General features: G+C 66.0%; 16 protein-coding genes and 1 pseudogene. 5 read left to right on the forward strand and 12 right to left on the reverse strand.

Translation table 11 applies throughout. The features are described 5' to 3' along the window. Nucleotides 1-25: 25 nt before the first annotated feature. The 4 genes from E0T84_RS00405 to E0T84_RS00420 all read right to left on the reverse strand — a co-directional run bounded on the left by E0T84_RS00405 (nt 26) and on the right by E0T84_RS00420 (nt 4,825). Entirely contained in the window at nt 26-3,109 is a 3,084-nt protein-coding gene (locus E0T84_RS00405) for an RND family transporter (protein ID WP_075909173.1), read from the reverse strand. 93 nt (nt 3,110-3,202) lie between these two features. Next, a complete protein-coding gene (locus E0T84_RS00410) occupies nt 3,203-3,628 on the reverse strand; it encodes a DUF6188 family protein (protein WP_069404066.1) in 426 nt (141 codons plus the stop codon). A 76-nt stretch (nt 3,629-3,704) separates the two neighbouring features. Beyond that, nucleotides 3,705-4,379, reverse strand: a complete 675-nt coding sequence (locus tag E0T84_RS00415) for a TetR family transcriptional regulator (protein WP_070946083.1) — start codon at nt 4,377-4,379, stop codon at nt 3,705-3,707. Next, nucleotides 4,376-4,825 (reverse strand): PaaI family thioesterase, encoded by a 450-nt coding sequence (locus E0T84_RS00420; RefSeq protein WP_075909172.1) that lies wholly within the window; start codon nt 4,823-4,825, stop codon nt 4,376-4,378. The genes E0T84_RS00415 and E0T84_RS00420 overlap by 4 nt, the downstream gene beginning before the upstream one ends. Before the next feature lie 156 nt (nt 4,826-4,981). On the opposite strand from E0T84_RS00420, the gene E0T84_RS00425 reads away from it, so the two are divergent. After that, the gene (locus E0T84_RS00425; protein WP_070946085.1) at nt 4,982-5,641 is read left to right on the forward strand and encodes a TetR/AcrR family transcriptional regulator; all 660 of its coding nucleotides are present in this window, start codon (nt 4,982-4,984) and stop codon (nt 5,639-5,641) included. Nucleotides 5,642-5,713: 72 nt separating this feature from the next. On the opposite strand, the gene E0T84_RS00430 is transcribed toward E0T84_RS00425, so the two are convergent. Both E0T84_RS00430 and E0T84_RS00435 read right to left on the reverse strand, forming a co-directional pair. Then, on the reverse strand, nt 5,714-8,227 hold the full coding sequence (locus E0T84_RS00430) for a site-specific integrase (RefSeq protein ID WP_242671552.1): 2,514 nt from the start codon (nt 8,225-8,227) through the stop codon (nt 5,714-5,716). Further along, entirely contained in the window at nt 8,224-9,390 is a 1,167-nt protein-coding gene (locus tag E0T84_RS00435; RefSeq protein ID WP_070946104.1) for a tyrosine-type recombinase/integrase, read from the reverse strand. Before E0T84_RS00435 ends, E0T84_RS00430 begins: the two co-directional genes overlap by 4 nt. Here E0T84_RS00435 and E0T84_RS00440 point away from each other — a divergent pair. Together E0T84_RS00440 and ligD are read left to right on the forward strand one after the other, a co-directional pair. After that, nucleotides 9,287-10,420 (forward strand): ATP-dependent DNA ligase, encoded by a 1,134-nt coding sequence (locus E0T84_RS00440; RefSeq protein ID WP_242671563.1) that lies wholly within the window; start codon nt 9,287-9,289, stop codon nt 10,418-10,420. The genes E0T84_RS00435 and E0T84_RS00440 overlap by 104 nt on opposite strands. 1 nt (nt 10,421) lies before the next feature. Next, the gene (gene ligD, locus E0T84_RS00445) at nt 10,422-11,489 is read left to right on the forward strand and encodes a non-homologous end-joining DNA ligase (RefSeq protein WP_138743460.1); all 1,068 of its coding nucleotides are present in this window, start codon (nt 10,422-10,424) and stop codon (nt 11,487-11,489) included. Between the two features lie 6 nt (nt 11,490-11,495). On the opposite strand, the pseudogene E0T84_RS00450 reads toward ligD, so the two are convergent. Both E0T84_RS00450 and E0T84_RS00455 read right to left on the reverse strand, forming a co-directional pair. Further along, nucleotides 11,496-12,389, reverse strand: a pseudogene (locus E0T84_RS00450) (permease); the annotation flags it as partial. An 83-nt stretch (nt 12,390-12,472) separates the two neighbouring features. Then, nucleotides 12,473-13,807, reverse strand: a complete 1,335-nt coding sequence (locus E0T84_RS00455) for a DUF2254 domain-containing protein (RefSeq protein ID WP_138743462.1) — start codon at nt 13,805-13,807, stop codon at nt 12,473-12,475. Between the two features lie 216 nt (nt 13,808-14,023). On the opposite strand from E0T84_RS00455, the gene E0T84_RS00460 reads away from it, so the two are divergent. Then, on the forward strand, nt 14,024-15,241 hold the full coding sequence (locus E0T84_RS00460) for a sodium:proton antiporter (RefSeq protein WP_138743463.1): 1,218 nt from the start codon (nt 14,024-14,026) through the stop codon (nt 15,239-15,241). Between the two features lie 44 nt (nt 15,242-15,285). On the opposite strand, the gene E0T84_RS32050 is transcribed toward E0T84_RS00460, so the two are convergent. Both E0T84_RS32050 and E0T84_RS00470 read right to left on the reverse strand, forming a co-directional pair. Then, a complete protein-coding gene (locus E0T84_RS32050; protein WP_212757687.1) occupies nt 15,286-15,939 on the reverse strand; it encodes a hypothetical protein in 654 nt (217 codons plus the stop codon). A gap of 130 nt (nt 15,940-16,069) precedes the next feature. Then, nucleotides 16,070-16,636: a TetR/AcrR family transcriptional regulator gene (locus E0T84_RS00470; RefSeq protein WP_138743464.1), complete on the reverse strand. Its 567-nt coding sequence runs from the start codon at nt 16,634-16,636 to the stop codon at nt 16,070-16,072. Between the two features lie 40 nt (nt 16,637-16,676). Here E0T84_RS00470 and E0T84_RS00475 point away from each other — a divergent pair, with 40 nt between their 5' ends. After that, nucleotides 16,677-17,756, forward strand: a complete 1,080-nt coding sequence (locus E0T84_RS00475; RefSeq protein WP_138743465.1) for a glycosyltransferase — start codon at nt 16,677-16,679, stop codon at nt 17,754-17,756. Here E0T84_RS00475 and E0T84_RS00480 read toward each other — a convergent pair. Both E0T84_RS00480 and E0T84_RS00485 read right to left on the reverse strand, forming a co-directional pair. Continuing rightward, nucleotides 17,740-18,213 (reverse strand): GreA/GreB family elongation factor, encoded by a 474-nt coding sequence (locus E0T84_RS00480; protein WP_138743466.1) that lies wholly within the window; start codon nt 18,211-18,213, stop codon nt 17,740-17,742. The genes E0T84_RS00475 and E0T84_RS00480 overlap by 17 nt on opposite strands. Before the next feature lie 99 nt (nt 18,214-18,312). Continuing rightward, complete coding sequence (locus E0T84_RS00485; RefSeq protein WP_138743467.1) at nt 18,313-19,563, reverse strand: FAD-binding oxidoreductase; 1,251 nt, start codon at nt 19,561-19,563, stop codon at nt 18,313-18,315. Nucleotides 19,564-19,580: the final 17 nt, after the last annotated feature.

A 19,580-nucleotide genomic window follows, 5' to 3' on the forward strand; every position in this document is an offset into this window, starting at 1 on the left:
CTTGTCAATTCCGGCAGGCCCGCTATCAGGGGGAGGTGACTGCCGTTGGGTGTTGGTTTCGTGGCGCGCGGTGGGGCCACCAGCTGGCTTCGCGGAGGAGTGTGGCGATGGCGGGCACGGTGAGGGTGCGTACGAGGAAGGTGTCGAGGAGGAGTCCGAAGCCGATGATGAGGCCGGCTTGGATCATGATGGCGACGGAGCCGACCATGAGGCCGAACATGCTGGCGGCGAAGATGAGGCCGGCGGAGGTGATGACGGCGCCGGTGTTGGCGACGGTGCGTAGCACTCCGACGCGGATGCTGGGTCCGGATTCTTCGCGTAGTCGGGAGACGAGCAGCATGTTGTAGTCGGCGCCGACGGCGACGAGGATGATGAATGCCAATAGTGGTACGGGCCAAGCGATTTCGTGTCCGAGTATCCATTGGAAGACTAGGACGCCGAATCCGATGGAGGCGAGGTAGTTGAGCAGGACGGTGCCCAGTAGGTAGATCGGTGCCAGTAGTGCTCGTAGTAGCAGCACCAGGATGAGGCCGACGATGACGGTGGTGGCCAGGGCTAGTTGGGCGAAGTCTGCCCAGAGGAATCGTTGGATGTCGGAGTTGACGGCGGGGAAGCCGGCGACCGAGACGGTGGCCTCAGCCAGGGAGGTGTTGGGGCGTGCGGCGTTGGCGACGTCGGTGATCTGGTGGGCGAGGTTCATGGCCTCGACGCTGTAGGGGTCGTAGCTGGTTTCGATCATGAACCGTGCTGTTTTGCCGTCTGGGGAGAGGAATTGTTTGGCGACGTCGGTGAATTGGCGGTTCTCGAAGGCGTTGGCCGGCAGATAGAAACCGCTTGCTGAGTCGGAGTCCTGGGCGGCGCGTGAAGAGTTCTGGAGTTGAGTGGCGATTTGGCTCATCCCGGAGAGCATTTCGATGTTGCTGTCGGCCAGGGTGCGCACACCGGTGGCCAACGCTTGGGCTCCGGAGGCGAGTTGGCCGATCCCGTCTTGGAGGCGGCGCAGGTTGCTGGCCAGGTCAGCGGGGTTTCCCAGCGCCCCGAAAGCCTTGTCCAGTGAGGTGACGGCGTTTTGGACGGTGGTGAGAGTGCCGGCGACGGTGGCGTTGCTGGCGGGGTTGTAGCGGTCGCCGAGGTCGGCGATCTGGGTGAAGAATCCGTTGTTGCGCAGGGTGGTCAGGATCTGTACTTGGTCGCGGATCTGGGCGCATTGGGGTGTGGTGGCACACCACGGCGAGGTGTTGAGGGCACCGACGAGCGGGTCCAAGGTGGTGATGGCGTGTTGTGCTTGGTCGGCCAGGGGACGTAGGCCGGGGCCGGCTTGGATGGCCTGATCGACTGCAGGGGCGGTCGCTGAGAGTTGTTGCAGCAGTGGTCGGAACTGGTTGACCTGAGCGCCGGCGGATTGGGCTTGCGTGAGGATGCCCGCCAGGGGGGATAGGGCGGTGCGCACGGTGGTGTCGAGTTGGGCCAGTCCGCCGGCGAGTTGATCGGCGCCGTCGGTGAGTTTGGTGAGGTCGTCTCGGCGGGCGTTGCCGTCGGCGACCGCGCCGGCCATCTTGTCTCCGATCTGACCGTTCTGCCAGGCCAGTTGCGCTTGATCGAGGCGCTCCCCGGTGGGGCGGGTGACGCCGGAGACTTTGGTGACACCGGGAATCTGGGAGACGCGGGAGGCCATTTCGTCGAGGTCGGCCAGTCCTCTGCCGGTGCGCATGTCGGTGGGGTTCTCGACGACGAGGAATTCGGTGATGACGATGTCTTTGCGGAAGTGGCGGTCCAACAGTTGGTAGCCCTGGTTGCTGGCGGTGGTGGCGGGTTGGCCTTTGCGGTCGTCGTAGCTGATTTTGATGGTCGCGGCCACCGCGGACAGTGCGAGCAGGATGACGAGGCTGACGATCAGCAGTGGCACCGGGCGGCGCACCACCGCGACGGCGACACTGTTCCAATACCGGCGGGTGCGATCGGATTTGGGTTCACCGATGCCCCGTTTCGCTGCCAGTGCCAGCACGGGCGGGAGCAGGGTGACGGTGGCCAGGAAACCGAACAGGACCGCGATGGCGCATGCGGGGCCTAGGGCGGCGAACACGCTCAAGCGGGCGAACACCATGGCCAGGAAGGCCAGGGCCACGGTGGCGGCGGAGGCCAGGATGACGCGGCCGATGCTGGCGGTGGCGTGAATGATGGCCTGCTCGGCCGGTACCTGTGCGCGGCGCTGTTCGTGGTAGCGGCTGATCAGGAACACGGTGTAGTCGGTGCCGGCGCCGAGCAGGATCGCGGTCATGAACGCGACGGTGAATTGTGAGACCGGCATGCCCATCTCGCCCAGCGCGGACAGGACGCCGCGCCCGACGGCCAAGCTCAGCCCGATGACCAGCAGCGGCAGCAGCGCGGTGAACACCGATCGGTAGACGATCAGCAGGATCAGCGCGATCATGGCGGCGGTGGCGATCGAGATCAACAGCAGATCATGCTCGGCGGCGGCGATCATGTCACTGAACGTCGCCGGCGGCCCGGTCACCTGCGCGGTGGCGGACGAACCGGCGAACACTTCTGCAGTGATGTCCCGCACCGCCTGGACGGATTCGGCGGCGGTGGGGTCACCCAGCGTGCCGGTCACTCCCACCGGCAGATACCAGGATGTGCCGTCGGCGCTGACGGCCTGGGCTCGGGTGACCGGATCGGCCAGCAGATCCTGCACCAGCAGGACGTGCTCACTGTCTGCGCGCAGTCGTTCCAGAAGGCGGTCGTAGCGCTGTTGGGTCGCCGGGGTCAGCCCGGCAGGGTCTTCCATGGCCACGAACAGCATGGTTTTCGACCCCTGCTCGTTGAAGGCGGTACTCAGCCGCTCCACCGTTTGCAGCGACGGGGCGTCGCGCGGAATCAAATCCACCGACTGCTGGCGCACCACCGTTTCCAGCTGCGGGAACAGCAGCGCCAAGACGATCGCGGCGCCGATCCACACACCGATGGTCAAGGCTTTGTGCCGCACAGTGAATCGTCCCAACGCTGCGAGCCGGGCGCTGTATTCGCGGCTGCGTGCGGGATCGACGGGAGTCTCGCGCCGGGCAGCGCGGGCCGGTGTTACCGAAGAGCCTGCCGTGCGGTCGGTCACCGAACCCCCTAGGTCTACGATACTACCGGTATCGCTACGCTACATTATGTAGCGAACATCGGATAGTCGATGGGGTCTGCGCCCGGTGGGGGCTTATCGGTTCACGATGTTGGCGTCGTCGCTTTCGGGGATGTCGTGTCGGACCACGCGGACACGCCCGTGCGGTAGACAGGCCATGTAGCCGTGCCGCTTGCCGTACAGCTCCCACGCGGTGAACTGCTCGTCGGGGTCGACGTCGATGCGGTGACCACGGGAGAAGCCCAGGTGCAACCCTCCGTCGTCACCCGACCAGGCCTGGGTGCACACTGCGCCGGCCAGGTTCAGCAGCGGGCGCTCGTAGACCGAGATCTGCAAGGGATTGATGAGGACTGCCTCGGCGGGAAAGCGATCTGCTGCGGGCAGAGTGAGCAGCAGGGGACGCGAGATGACGACTTCGTTGTAGTCGTCCAGGTCGAGCACCAAGCCGTCGCGCACCGAAACCCGTTGCACGACACAATCTTCGATCCACTGGGTGTACATGGCGTTCTCCTTCGACGCATCATCGAGTCGCACCCCCAAGAGTACGGCAGGTATCGCTGCGATACTAGGAGTATCGTTACGGTTCCTCGGAGTGCGCGGCGGCGCTGTCGAGTAGCCGATGAACGGCCCGGTCGATGCGGTCACGGGTCTCCTCGGCGGACACCCGCCCGCTGATGAAGGCGAGCAGGTTGGCCAACCAGATGTCGGAGATGATGCCGGCGACAACCAGATGTGTCGGTGTCGGCTCGCCCGCGCTGAGGGTGCGGGCCAGCAGCGTGTGGATCGTCGCGGCGGCAGAATCGAGTTCCGCGGCGGCGCGGGTGTCGGCCGCGGCGAAGGCCCGGGTCATGGCGTCGGTCAGCAGCGGCTCGCGCTGCCACCGGTCGTGGAGGTGGGTGGTCAGCCGCTCCAATCGCTGCCGCGGTGTGCCGGCACCGCTTGTCCAGTTGCCGGCGACGTCGAGACGCTGAAATTCTCGACTCAGCGCCGCGACCAGCAGATGGGTTTTGGCCGGGAAATAGCGGTACAGCGTGCCCACGGCCATGCCGACGTGCTCGGCGACCAATCGCATGTGCACCGCGTCGTAACCGCCGGTGGTAGCTATAGCCAGGGCGGCATCCATGATGGCCTCGCGACGACGGGCCGAGACGCGCGAACGTGGCACCCCGGCTGTGTGAACCTGATCGGCAACCGAATGCTCCTCGTCGAGCCTGGTGGGCGTGTCGCTCGCTCGGGCGCTGGCGACGGTCATGGTGTGTGATCGCCGCCGCGGCGCGAGAACTGCTCGAGGATCTCCCCGAAACCGCTGATATCGCCGTGGGCGGCGAAATGTGAGGTATCAACCACGATGAATACGGCCGTCGCGGTGAACCGGGTGGCCCCTTCGCAGGTGCCGGTCGCCGCGACGTGCAACGCCCGGCCCTCGCGGGCGCTGACATGCGCGATGATCCGGTGGGGCCGGTGCAGCGGCACTGGTTGCAGATACTCCACCGTCAGACTGCGCGTCACCGCAGGCGTGCCGGCGATCCACAGCGTGAAGCCCAGCACGTCATCGCAGGCGGCGGCGACGGCCCCACCGTGCGCCAGGCCGGGGGCTCCGATGTGGCGCTCGTCGAATGTGACATCGGCATACACCGAATCCGCACTGCGGTAGACCTCCAAGAGCAGGCCGTGCGGATTGTCCGGGCCACACCCCATACAGGTCGGGGTATGTGAAGGCAGCCGTTCCGACGGCACCGCACGATCTGACACAGAAACACTCCCGCTACTTCAAGTTTCGCTGCGATACTGGTAGTACCACAACTGCTAGACTTCCGGGTGCGACATCGCCGAAATCGACCGCCGAGGTGACCCGTGAGCGACAGCAATCAGCCCTCCCTGCCCGATGATGACGACATCGATCCGCGGCGGATCCGGTCACGGAATCGACTATTGGATGCTGCGGCAACACTGTTGAGCACCGGAGGGGTCGAGGCCGTCACCATCGATGCCGTCACCAAAGCGTCCAAGGTGGCCCGTACCACGCTGTATCGGCATTTTCAGAGCTCGTCGCATCTGCTGGCCGCCACCTTCGAGCGGCTACTACCGCAGGTAAGCACACCAGCACCGACCAGCGGTTCCCTACGCGATCAACTGATCGAGCTGCTCAGCCGCCAAGCCGCCCTGTTCAACGACGCCCCGCTGCACGTCACCACCCTGGCATGGCTCTCACTCGGCCCCACCGGCGCCAAAGACGAGACCGACAACAGTCACGCATCCGGCGCGCTGCGGGCCCGCGTCGTCGACCAGTACCGCCAACCGTTCGACACGATCCTCACCAGCTCGAAAGCCCACACCGAACTCGGCAACATCGACCGCGACCTCGCGATCTGCCAACTCGTCGGACCCCTCGCATTCGCACGCATGACCGGCCTGCGCACCATCACGCGCGAGGACTGCACAACCCTCATCGACAACTTCCTCGCAACCCACCGCCGAGCCGCCACCCCCGCAGACGAACGCGAAGTCGTCTGAAGGACCAGCGACATCGCCGGCGGAAGCTCACGACGGTCGCGTCAACCGCGAGGTACAGCACAAGACATCGCCTCATTGCGGTCGCTGATCGGCGAACGGGTTGTTGCCATGCGAAAGCCGTTGACGCGCTTCGGATTGTCGAAAGCGGAGGTGCTTGATGCTTTCCTCCAGCGCGGCGACCTCGCCGAGCCAAGCGCGGTCCTTCGCCTCTGCGAGGCGCAGTTCGGCATTCTCGGTCATCTCGTCGATGCGGCCCAGTTGGGCGGGGTCAACGCGCAGAAACCGGCATCGGGTGCAGGCGTGCTCGTGAACGCAGGGTGTGCCGTAGGGACGGTGACACTCCCCGAGCGCTACCCGGCGCAGCAAGAAGTGTTCTTCGAAGTCGGCCCACTCGTCGTCGTCGGCGACCTTGGCCTCCTCGAATGGCCGCAATTGCCGGCGGCGTTCGATGAACGCCTGATGGGCGGTGACGATGTGCTCGGGAAACACCGCGGTGTAGCCGCGGGTGGTGTCGAGGTTGAGGTGGCCGAGCAACGCGGCGGCAATGTGCAGAGGCAGGCCGTTGTTGACCGCATCGGTGGCGAACAGGCGACGGAAATCGTGTGGCGTGAAGTGCACGGGACGGCCAGCATCGTTCAGCCCGGCGATGGTGGCGAGGTGGGTCAGGATCTGGCGCACATAGTGCCGTCCCAGCACCTCGTGGCGGGTGCCCAGGGGGCGCGCGAACAGATGCGGGAACGGTTCGCTGTGGACCTTGTCATTGGTGTCGTAGGCGATCGACAGCGGCACGTGATCCTTACCGGCCTTTGCGCGACGCAGCACCTCCAGAAGCACCCCCACCAGTTCCGGGGTCATGGGGATGAGTCGTTCGCAGTCGGTCTTGGACGGCACAATGTGCAGCAACGGCACCAGAGTGGCAGTGGTGGAAGCGGTGTAGTGCCGCAGCGACAGCTGGGTCAGCTCAAGAAGTTCTTCGATGCGAATACCTGTGTGACGCAGGGTCTCCACGACCGCCCAGCCCCAGAAGCCCTCCTCTTCAAGCGCGGTTACGTCGATGCGCTGAGCGCGACCACGGATCCAGCTCGGTCGTTGCTGCCCGGGCGCCAAGTACGCCCAAATCCGCGCGTGGACATCCGCCTTCCGTCGTTCCGGCGGGCTGTGCCGCACGAAGGTGGAGCCGTCGATGACGAACTCTTCGTCGTGCACGCAGGCCAGGGCGCGCTGCAGTAGCGTCGCGGTGCGGTCCTTATGCGAGGTGGCTGTGGTCAGTAGGGCCGGCAGCAGCGGTGTCAACATGCGGGTGCGGTCCTGCATCGTGGCCTTCTGACGGCGTTTCTCCTTGGCCGCGGCCCGGCTGAGTGCACGCGGCACCGGGCACGGCGCCACCCACACACCCCAGCGGACCGGGTCATCGTGCGACCACTCGGCCAAGTCGCGATACATCCCGCGGACCGCGAACAGGATCGAATGCACTTCGCGTCGCGGCCGGCCGTCCAGCGTCACCGACAAGCGTTCCCGCCACGCCGTCACCACCTCCGCCGATATCGCCAGGTCGGCCTGACCGGGGTTGATCTGCAGAATCTCCCACCAGAACAGCCTGGCCAATCGATAGGCCAAGCCTTCCAAAGAGCTGTAATCCATGTTGGGCTGAAGCTCTTCGAGGTAGCTCACCAGAACATCGCGCACACCGGAGGCAGGGATGCCGTATCGGTCGACCAGCGTCGCGGCGCTGTGCTGGCGTGAGTTGCCCCGCGCCGACCACGTCGCCCTCAGCGTGGGTGCCTCCCCCGCCAAAGGGCCCAACGCGACCAACAGCTCCCAGATGAGGTGTTCGCCTCGCTGCCGTCCCGAGGTACGGACAACGTCGGCGTAAAACAGCAGATCGTCACCACACACCTCGGCGATGGCCTTTCCGGTGCGAATCATCACCCGCGCCAACGCCTTTTCGGCGTCTGCCTGATACTTGGGCACCGCTTCCTGGTAAGCGGGCAGCGTGCGTAACCGTTCCAAATCCGGCCCGCCGTTGTAGTCGAGAAACCGCCACAGGTTGGCTCGCTGCTTGGAGTCCAACAGCCAACTATATGAAGGCCGTAGTGCCCGAACCCGCAGCAGCGCATTGATTCCCATGAGCGTGGGCGACCAGTGATCGTAGCGCGGCAAAGCGTCATGCTCGAACCAGGTGCGAGGCGCGGCATCGTAACCACTGGCCAGCCACCGCTGCTCCCACGTCCGCCCGGGATACCGAGCCAGCACGCCAAGCACTGCTCGCGTTCCTCGAACGATCGGCTGCAGCTGCTGGGGCGCCAGGGCTTGGTGAAACTCGGCCACGAAATCGCACAACTCCGTGACAGTCAGCGACTGTATCGCCGCACCGCGGGCATGATCGGGCAGGGGCGGGGGCGCATGGTTGGCGTCATACCCCCACAGGGGACGTACCAGGCCCGCGGGGCCGAATCGGCTGTCCGCCGGGATCGCTTGCAAGTGCGGAGAATCGGGGCGCGACAGCAGCTGGACCTGCGGGCTCATCGCGCGCCGCGTCGCGGCCGCCTGCTGACGTGCCGGTGACCGAGTGTCCTCGGCGCTCAACGCGGCAGTCCCAATAATTCTCGGACCGCCGCGGCGTCATAGGCCGGTTCGATGGTCGCCGCGTCGACCTTCGGTCTGGCGTGATGCTCCAAGACCTTGCCGATCAGATCTTCCAACCGCGGCTGCGTGTAGATCTGTGTCGTCGTCACGCTTGCGTGGCGCAATACGGTCTGCACGTCGACCAGCGTGAACGCGGGGTCAGCCAGCATCCGCGCAGCGGCGGTATGGCGGAAGTCGTGCAATGACCAGTTCGCGCCCAAGCTGGCATTGGCGCGGCGCAGCACCGCGCGCATGGCGTGGTAGTTCAGCGGTGCTGGGCGGGAGCGTCGGGTCCACCACACCGGGGCGCCAGGCTCGATGAGCGGTTGCTCGGCCAGATAGAGCGCCAGCCACACGAACGAATCCACCGACGCCGGAACCGTCTCCCGCGCGCGGCTACCCTTACTGGTCACCGTGATCGTGTATCGGCCGGCATCCAGATCGCCGTGACGCAGGCCCAACAGCTCCGACGCGCGGACGCCTGAGGACAGATAGAAACTCACCAACGCTCGGTCGCGGTGACTGCGCAGCGCGTTGAACAGAGCTGCGGCAGCGTCATCAGGGATCGCCCGCCACACCGGCCGGGGTGTCTTCTGCCGATAGTTCGCGCGTCGGAAGATCGCAAAGTCTTCCATCGGGTTGTGGTGAGCATGCGGCCGACCACCATGCCTAGCGCGCTGTGCAGGAACGGGATTCACCAACGGACCCAGGCCGGCGGCACAGGCGTGCTCGTAGAACCCGAACAGCACCGACAGCTGATGATTGATGGTGCGGGGCGCGTACTTGCCCGACAACTCCGTCTTGCCGGTCACGGGGTTCACCGACCCCGGCGGCGGCCCATCTGGACGTCGGCGCAACCGCTGCGGATTAGGCGCCGCCCGAAGGTGCTCGACGAACGCCCGGACATCGACCCGCTCGGCACGCTCCCAACTGATCAGGCGCTCGTGCAGAAACCGAAACCACCGCAGCAGGTCGAACGCGTAACTTCGAACTGTGAGTGGACTGCAATCCGACGCCGCCATCTCCCGCAGATACGACATCGCCCCGAGGTGCTCGGTGTCGGGAAAGATCACCCGCCACGGCAGGCCGGACTCGGCTGACTCCACCCGACCCACTTCGCCCATCCCCGGATCCTCCGCCCGCTGCACCCACCCCACCGGCAGGCTCGCCGAAGTTCAGTCAACTAGACGGGCCCTGGTGTTCCGCGATGGCGACGACGTGGTGCTGCAGTCGCGCAGCGGCAAGGAACTCGGCCGCTACTTCCCCGAACTGCTCGACGCGCTGCGCGACGAGCTTGCCGAGCGCTGTGTGCTCGACGGTGAGGTGGTGGTGCCCCGCGAGTTCGCCGCGGACGGGAGGAGCAATTCGGCCAGAGCCCGGGTACGTCTGGACTGGGAGTCGCTGTCGCAGCGCATCCATCCCGCCGAGTCGCGGGTACGGATGCTCGCCGAACAGACCCCGGCGCACTTCATCGGGTTCGACGCGCTGGCCGCTGGTGACCGGTCACTGCTCGGCGAGCCCTTCGAGGTGCGCCGTGAGGCACTGGTCGAAACCGTCAAGGCCACGCAGTGGTGCCACGTCACCCGCACCACCACCGATCCCGAACTCGGTGCGCAATGGTTGCACACTTTCGAAGGGGCGGGGCTCGACGGCGTGATCGCCAAGCGGCTCGACGGCCCCTACCTGCCGGGGAAGCGGGAGATGGTCAAGGTCAAGCATCACCGCGACACTGATTGTGTGGCCATGGGTTACCGGATCCACAAGAGTGGCGAAGGCATCGGGTCGATTCTGCTCGGGCTGTACCGTGCCGACGGCGAGTTGCAGATGGTCGGTGGCGCAGCCTCGTTCACCGCCAAAGATCGGGTCAAGCTGCTGGCCGAATTGGAACCGTTGCGGGCAGGCGATATTCGCGATGGCGATCCCAGCCGGTGGAATTCCGCGGCCGACAAGCGTTGGATTCCGGTGCGTCCGGAACGGGTGTGTGAGGTGGCGTATGACCAGATGGAGGGCAACTCCGCTGATGGCCGGCGTTTCCGGCACGCGGTGAAGTTCCTGCGTTGGCGCCCGGACCGGGAGCCGTCGAGCTGCACCTTCGACCAGCTCGATGTGCCGCTGCACTACGACCTGCACGACGTGCTGGCGAAAGAAGGTTGAGATGGCTGAAAAAGCCGGAGGAGCAACCGAACTCGATGTGGACGGAGTCAAGGTCCGGTTCACCAACCCGGACAAGGTGTACTACCCGAAGCTGGGCAAGGACGGCACCAAGGGCAAGCTGATGGAGTACTACCTCAGCGTCGCCGATCGGATGGTGGCGCTGCTGAAAGACCGGCCCACCCACCTGCAGCGTTTCCCCGACGGCATCGAGGGTGAGGAGATCTACCAGAAGCGGGTGCCGCAGAAGCATCCCGACTACCTGGAGACCTGCGTCGTCACCTTCCCGTCCGGCCGCACTGCCGACGCGCTGAAGGTGACTCACCCGGCGGCGATCGCGTGGGCGGCGCAGATGGGCACGATCACGTTGCACCCCTGGCAGGTTCGCTGCCCGGACACCGAGCATCCCGATGAACTGCGTATCGACCTGGACCCGCAGCCGGGCACCGGGTTCGCCGAGGCCGCCGCGGTGGCCTGCGATGTGCTCAAGCCGCTTCTGGACGAGCTGGGCCTGGTCGGCTATCCGAAGACGTCAGGCGGCCGTGGCGTGCACGTCTTCCTGCGAATCAAGACCGACTGGGATTTCATCGCGGTCCGCCGGGCCGGGATCGCGTTGGCCCGCGAGGTGGAACGTCGCGCCCCCGACGAGGTGACCACATCATGGTGGAAGGAAGAGCGGGGCGAGCGGCTGTTCATCGACTACAACCAGAACGCCCGCGACCGCACCTTCGCCTCGGCCTATTCGGCCCGTAAGACACCGATCGCCACCGTGTCGACGCCGTTGTCCTGGGACGAGCTCCGCGATGCCAACCCCGACGATTACACGATCGCCACCGTGCCGGATTTCCTTGCCGGACGGGTTGATCCGTGGGCCGGCATCGACGACGAGAAGCAGTCCCTGCAGCCGTTGCTGGACCTGGCTGCTGCCGATGAGGAACGTGGTCTGGGTGATCTGCCGTACCCGCCGAGCTATCCCAAGATGCCCGGCGAGCCACCGCGGGTACAGCCGAGCAAGAAGGTCGCCGAGCACTGGGACGAGCAGGGCAATCGTCGCCCGGGTTGGCGAAAGTAGTCACGTTCACTGCGGTGCCCCGCCCATCATGGCCAGCATCTTCACACCGCCGGTGCGCACGAATCGCCATACCAACAACGCCGCGAGTGCCAGCGCGAGGATGTTGAGCCAGGTGGTGTAGTTCCATCGGATGCCTTCATCGGGCAGGTGTGCCGCGGACCGGTCCGGGGTGAGTCCGGTCAGCCCGAAGAGCAGTTCCACGACGTAGCCCGCAACGACCATGGCCACATAGAACGCCCCGAGAATGCGCCACATCATGGCCCAGCCGTAGTACTTCCGGTAGATGTTGAGAATCGGCAGGATGAGCAGGTCCGCGAAGATGAACGCGATGACGCCGCCGAAGCTCATGCCGCCGGTCCACAGCACCACCGCCATTGGAACGTTGCCCACCGAGCACACGAAGGTCAGGATCGCGACCACGGGTCCGATGATGGGCCCCCATACAGCGGACAGCACGGGGTGTCCGTCCAGGAACAGGCCTTGCCAGAACGTGTCCGGCACCCAGGCGCCCACCGCTCCGGCGACCAGGAGGCCGATCAACAGGTCGCGGTAGATTGCGGCCCACTCCATGACGAACACGTGCGAGACTGCGGTGGCGCCGCCGGCCGACAGCAGTCGGTGCCAAAAGCCGGCATCGCTGCGCACCGACATGTCCATCGCGGCGTGCCCTTCCATCGAACCGGACAGCCCTCTGTCGGCTTGCTCGCGCGCGTGTTGAATCACTTTCTGTCGTAGAGCGATTCGAAAGATCACTGCGACGGTGACGATGATGACCGGACCGCCGATGAACTCGGCGGCAGTGAACTGCCAGCCCATGAGCAATGCCAGGATGACACCCAGTTCGATCACCAGGTTGGTCGACGCAATCTCGAACGCCATCGCCGCGGTGAAGTTGGCGCCTACGCTCTACCGACATCGCGGGGAGGGGACACACCCGGGCGGGTTCCCGCGGGCCGACGGAATCAAACCGTTCTGAGCGGAGCTCAGGGGACGCTGCGACCGAGACGGTGGGTGAGGGCGTGCTCGACCTGTATCGCGGCGTGCTCCAGTTGGGCTCGTTCGGCATCGTCGAAGTCTGACCGTGCAACCGTGTTTCGCAGTCGTCCGAGCTGCTCACGGATGACTGAATGGTCATGGGTGTGCCAGGCAAGCTCCTCGAGAAGCCGGAACAACCGCTGCATCACCTGCGGGTCCGAAGACCCGTAACGACGCGGCTGGGTGATGGCGACATCGACCACCTCGGCGAAGCCGGGCCGGTGCAATAGGACCCGCACCTGATCGTCGTCGTCGCGGAGCGCGACGGGGCCCAGATCGCGGCCGGCGAGCTGGCAGAGGATCGCCGAAATGTGGCCCAGTGCGTGGATCGCCGTCGTCGGATCGTTGATTCCCGGTGACAGCGCTTTGTTTGCGACATCGGTCAGTTGGCGCAACCCGTAGCCGATATCTTGAGCTGCGGTTCGCTCGTGGCCCACCTTGATCGCCCCGCAGACCGCGTCTCGGAGCCGGTCGAAGGTGTCGTCGTCGATTCCGTCGGCTGCCGACCAGGCGACTCCGATCGGGACGCCCTCGATGATGGAGCTGCCCGGGTAGCAATCGATGATCAAAAAGGCGTCCGCTGCCATTGCCGCAGAGCACAACTCGGCATTGTCGATCCTGGTCAGGAAGCCCGACGACGGCGCAGTGATCTGGAGTGCGCCGGCCGGAGGCGTGGGCATCGCCGGCCGCGGGCGGGCTTCCGCGAGCGGGCTCGTCGCACTCAGGACCGTGATGCCGGCGTCGTCGTGGACGTCGCGCATCATCGTCTCGACTCGGATCTGGCGGGCGAGGTGGGCCAGGAACAGCACCAGGCCCAGCACGCTGACGATGCCGAGCGCAAAGGCGATGGTCACCGATATTCGCGGTACGAACGTGGTGCCCGCGTTGTCGCTGCGGACTGCGCGCAGCACGGTCAGGGAGTAGGTGAACGTCGACAGGAACATCGCCAGCGTCGCTTGGACGAAGATGTCACTCGTGAACGTGCGAAGCAGCCGTGGTGAGAATTGGCTGCTCGCCAGCTGCAGCGTGACCACGGTGAGCGAGAAGGTCAGTGAAGTGACGGTGATGAGCGAACTGGCGATCGCGTCGAGCAGGGTCTGGGCGGCACCGGCGTCGCCGCCGAAGAACAGCGTGATCGACCAGCCCGGCAAGCTTTCGTCCACGTAGGCGTCCAGGTGCGGAAGTGCTATTCCTGCCACCACTGCCAGCACCACGCCGAGCACCGGCAGTGGCCACAACTGGGTCCGCACCTTCTCCCGTGCGGCCGCAAGAGCTGGGTTCATCCGGTGGCCGTATCGGTATCGCCCGTAGGGTTTCGGTGCAGTGCCCGCTGAGCGCGGTATCGTCGCGTAGCAGCCATGTCGCCACTCACGGAAACACCACGCGACCTGCTTGTCAATCACCAGCGCCGCGCGGCAGGGTTGGGGCCGGCGCGCGCCGGGAAGCCTTCTCGGCAGTCGCACCGCCGGCGACGCGAACGATGAACCTGGGAGTCTGACGTGGCGCTTGTTCTGGCATTCGGCCTGGTATTGCTGATCAGTGTCTCCTTGTCGGGTGTCGCCGCCAGAACGGTGCTTTCGACCGCGCTGATGTTTCTGGTTGCCGGCGCACTGATCGGACCCGGGGGTTTCGGGATCGTCGAGATCGGATCGGATGACCCGATCGTCTCGCTGCTCGCCGACGTCGCGTTGTTCACTGTGCTGTTCACCGATGGCCAACGCGCCAATATGTCTGCGTTGAAGCAGAACTGGACCCTGTCCGGTCGGGCGTTGGGTCTCGGGATGCCACTGACGATGGTGGGTATTGCCGTTCCGGCGCACTTCCTCGCGGGCCTGGACTGGCCGACGGCGTTCCTGATCGGCGCGATCTTGTCTCCGACCGATCCGGTGTTCGCCGCTGCCTTGGTCGGCCGAGCCGACGTGCCGCTGCGGCTGCGCCGGCTGCTCAATGTCGAGTCCGGTCTCAATGACGGACTCGCCCTGCCATTCGTACTGATCTTTCTCGCCACCGCCCAGCACGAGCACTCCGATCTGGGCGAGGTCATCGCCGAGTTGCTGCTCGGCCTCCTACTCGGCGGCGCGGTCGCGGCGATGGTGACGTTGGCGTGGCGAACGAAGATTCTCACCGCCGAGCCGCGCCTCCAGGCGCTGGGGCCGATGGCCGTCGCCATCGTGGTGTACGCGGCATGCCACCTCACCCACGCCAACCCCTATCTGGCGGCGTTCGCCGCGGGTTCGACGCTGGCGACTCTGGATTGCACCGCAGCGGAGCGCTTCGAGCCTTTCGGCGAATTACTCTCGGAACTGACCAAATTCGCCGCCCTTCTGGTCTTCGGGGCGCTGATCACGCCAGAGCGGTTGTCCCATCTCGGTTGGCAGGAGTGGCTGTTCGCCGCGGTGGCCATAGTCCTGGTGCGTCCGGCGGCGATGCTGTTGTCACTGTGGCGCACCTCCCTGCCGCGAAGCGAGCTGTACACCGCAGCCTGGTTCGGGCCCAAGGGGTTCGCCTCGGTGGTCTACGGGTTGCTGGCGTTGCAGTCGGGGATCGCCGAGCACCAGCTGGTCTTCGACCTGGTCGCGGTCACCATTGCATTGTCGATCGTGCTGCATTCGTCGACTGATGTGCCGGTTGCCCGGATGTTGCGGATCGAACCGCCGGACAATCTGCCGACGGGACAACCTGACGTCGACGAGTCGGAGGAGCGAACGCGATCCTGAGTGGGCCGCACGTTGGCCCTTCAAGGCAGCGTCCGCACTTCTTCTCAGGCAAGCAGGGCGATCGACGGTCGGGGCCCGACCAGGGCGGTGGCAAGCATCGGCTGAAATTCGGTGGTCACCAGCGCCGGGGCGGATCCGCCGATCACTACCGCGCTGGTGGGTCCGGCCGGAGTCGGCAGGTCGAGCGTCTGCCCCGGCGCGCCGTAGATGCCCGAGCAGTCAGCACCTTCGCAGGCTCCGGTGGACGCATCGATCCGGCCTGCGAACATGTCGTCCACCCAGCCGGTGATGAGGGTCTGGGAGGCCGCCTTGTTCGGTGCCGTCGAAAACCCGTAGAACAGGTATGACAGCAGCTGGATGACCGGGCTCCCGCCCTGCATGGCATCCAGGTGCTGACCGTCGGCCAGCACCACGCCGGCCAGATGGCTTTCTGCCCCTGTCGATTTGATCGCGTCGGCGTAGTAGCCCGCGGCTCCGGCCACCACGCCCGCACCCAGAGAATGCCCTACCAGGACGAACGTCTCCGGTAGGGGAACGTCGGCACCGTACCTCGCAGCGTATCCGGCTGCCTGCGCGCTGGCCGTCAATGCCTCGCGCTCGCCGAGGAAGAGCTCGGCGGTGGCGCGATAGACCTGGTCATCGCCCAACCAGAACCCTTCGCGGACAAAACGATTCGACGAATAGGTCGGTACCACCACGACACTGTTGGTGCGCTCTGCCAGGTTTGCCGCGGTGTAGCAAACGTCGATTCTCGAACGTCAATTTAAGACATGCACGTGCCGCGGTAGACAGTTTTCGCAATCTGCCCACGGATGGGCGGAAAGACGCTCACTTTCCCAGCATCAGGTCTAGAAACCGCTCGTAGCGGTCGGCGTCGGTGAGAGCGGCGGCGGAATCCATGAGGTGCAGCACCCCGATTCCCGTGGCGAAGGTGGCCTGGCCGCGCAGGGCCGCGTCCTCGGGGCTGAACCCGTAGTCGAGGTAGGCCTTGGTGACGGCGACCAGCACCCGGTGATCGGCTGCCCGCACGTTTGCCGCGGCGATGTCGTCGGTGCGCGCCCACTCCCGCATCGCACGTTCCAACGTCCAGTGCCGCGGGCTCAGCAGCTGCTTCATCATTTGTGACAGCCGTTCGCGCGGCGGCAGATCCTCGAGTTCGGCCAGTGCGCGACGGTCCTGCTCCAGGAATGCGTTCCACGACGCCACCAGGGCGGCCCGGTAGCCCTTCATGTCGGTGAAGTGCCAGTAGAAGCTGCCCCGGGTGGCGCCGATCTGCTCGCAGAGTCGCTCGATCTTCAGCGCCCGCACCCCGTCTGAGGCGAGCAGGGTGTACCCGGCCTGGACCCAGTCGTCGGCGGTCAAGTTGCCTGGCGTGCCGTTGCCTTTGCCTGCCATTCGAACAGGGTAGGTTGCGGCTCGGGGGAGACGTGACGCGATGAACGTTCTGTTTGTGACGATGGACGGCGGCGGCAACGTGCCGCCGATGATGGGTGTGGCCCGGGCGGTGGCAGACCGAGGAGACCGGGTCCGCGTCGTGGGGCATGAGTGTCTGCGTCACCAGGTCGAGCGGGCAGGCCTCCCGTTCTTGGCGTTCCCCACTGCGCGGCCCTGGGACTCCTGCCGCGAGCAAAGCCCGCTTCGGTGGGTGCCGATGTTCAACGATGCCAACATCGGCGCTGATGTTCGGCAGTTGTGTGAACGGGACAGGCCGGACGCTGCCGTTGTCGACTGCATGCTGCTTCCGGCGTTACAGGCTGTGCAAGATGCCGCGGTCCCTCATGCGGTGTTCAGCCACACGCTGCGTGGCTACCTGAACGGCGGGCACCGGCTCGGAGCCGGCACTGCGGCACGGCTGTACGGACATCGAATCAGCAGACTGTGGAACTCCGCGGACCTCAATATCGTCGCCACGGTGGCGCATCTCGATCCGGAATCTCTTCGACCGCAGCCGGACAATGTGCGGTGGGTGGGTGCGGTAGTCGATGCGCGCGAGCCCGACCGGCCGGCCGGTCCGGCGCAGGTGCTTGTCAGCATGTCTACCAACGGTTTTCGAGGTCAGCGCCGCACCCTGGCTCGCGTGATCGAGGCGCTGGCGACCCTGCCGGTGGATGCGGTCGTGACGACCGGCGGGGTGATCAATCCAGCTACACTGCCCAGTGCGCCGAACGTCGATGTCCGGGAATATGTAGACCACGGCGAACTGATGCCGGCATGTTCGCTGCTCGTCGGCCACGGCGGGCACGCGACGACGTTCCGGGCGCTCGCCCATGGGATCCCTACGCTGATCGTGCCGGCCAGCGGCTTGTCGGACCAACCGCTGATCGGGCGTTCGATCGCTGACGCCGGTGCCGGGTTGACGCTGCGCAGATCGGCTTCGGCCGAGTCCATTCGACGTGCGATCATCACGCTGCTCGTCGAACCGGGGTGGGCTGACGCCGCGGCAACCATCGGTGCAGAGATCAGGGCGACCGATGCCGCAAGCAGGGCGGCTCAGCTGGTCACTCGACTCGCGTGACCATCGGCAGGTGCATCCCGAAGGGCACCGCGCTGATCAGGGTGACCGGCACGGCCTGGCCGCTGGGTACCGGGCAGTGGCGCTGCTCGCCCGGGCGTGCGCCGACGATGGCCTCGCCCAGAGGTGAGTTCACCGAGTAGACCTCGAGGTCGCCGTATTCGGCACCGCGGATGCCCAGTAGGAACGTCTCGATCTCGTCGGTCTGGTCGTAGCGCACGGTCAGCACCATGCCCGGCTCGGCCACCCCGTCGTCGGGCGGATCCTCACCGACGACGGCGTTGAGCAGCAGGTCGTGGATCTGCTGGATGCGGGTCTGGCGAGCCCGCTGGACGGCCACCTCGTTTTCGTCGGAATCCGAGGCGGCTTCGGTGGAGATGAGCTCGCGCAGCGTCGACAGCTCGGTCTGGAGCCGCTCGTATGCCTGTGGCGATAACCAAACGCGTTGGCTGACAGTCATTGTCGTTTCCTTCCGATGATGCGCCAGATGCCGTCAGGGGCGGGTGTGATGCGCCGCCCCTGACGGCTTGTTGGCCCGTCAGGGCGATGTCGTGGATCCTCAGCGCAGCGGGTCGAACTCCCGCAGCGTCTCGGGTTGCTTTCCGGTGGTGATGTATTCGGCCAGCAGCCGCCCGGTGACCGGGCCGTGGGCCAGGCCCCACATGCCGTGGCCGCCCGCCACGTAAATGCCTTGTGCCACTTCACCGATCAGGGGGCGGCCGTCCGGAGTGACCGGTCGCGGGCCGACCCACACATCGGTACGGTCGTCCCAATCCACGCCGTCGAGCAGCGGGGCCGCGGAAGCGATGATCGTCTCGACACGAGCCGGCTGGGGCGGATCGTCGGGGGAACGGAACTCCATGGTTCCGGCCACCCGCAGCCCGCCTTGGTACGGCGTGCAGGCCACGCGGGCGTCGGGCAGATAGATCGGCCCGAGCAGAGGGCGTCGCACCGGCACGGTGAAGGAATAGCCGCGTCCGGCCTGCACCGGCGTGTGAACCCACGGCTTGGCCAGTTTCGACAGCCACGCCCCGGTGGCGATCACTGCGGTGTCGGCGTTCAGGGAACCCGTGGCCAGATCCACGGTGACAGCGGCGCCCTGGGGCCGAATGTCGGTCACTTCGCCGATGACCAAATCCGCACCCCGAGCGACCACGGCTTCGCCGAGCGCCTGTACGAACCGGCCCGGGTCCACGAACCGCTGACCCTCCACGCTGATGCCCGCGGTGATGGCCGCCGACGCCAGCGGCACGTGCTCACGCAGCGTCTCACCGGACAGTCCCGTCACCGTCACGGTCTGACCGACGGCGGCCATCCGGCGCAGTTCGGTCATCAGGTGTTCGGCCTGCTGCTGGGTTTGGAACAGCGCCGTGATCGGTCCGTCGGTGGTGGGCACCGCAACCCCGTTGGCGGTGAGTACGTCGTAGGCCTCGAGGCACTCCTCGTTGAGTGGCACGTTGGCCTTGGCGGCCCGCGTCCACGTCGAGAGTCTGCAGTTGAGTGCGAACCGGGCCAGGAATGCCAACAGGCGCGGCCCCGAGGTCATCGGGATGTGCAGCGGCGCGGCCGCGTCGAAGAGTGACCGCAGGCCGTACCGCAGCACTGCCGGGTCGTTGAGCGGGATGGTCAGCGTCGGCGAAACCCAGCCGGCGTTGCCCCACGATGCGCCCGCCGCCACTCCTCGGCGGTCGACCACGGTGACCTCGACCCCGCGCTCTTGGAGAAACCATGCCGTGGACAGGCCGACGATGCCTGCACCCACGACCACCGCTGACCGCGGTCCGCCGTCCATGCGCTCGACACCATCCATGTCTCTCATGGTGAGTC

Source organism: Mycobacterium sp. DBP42, from assembly GCF_005924235.1.
In the GTDB taxonomy this organism is placed as follows: domain Bacteria; phylum Actinomycetota; class Actinomycetes; order Mycobacteriales; family Mycobacteriaceae; genus Mycobacterium; species Mycobacterium syngnathidarum.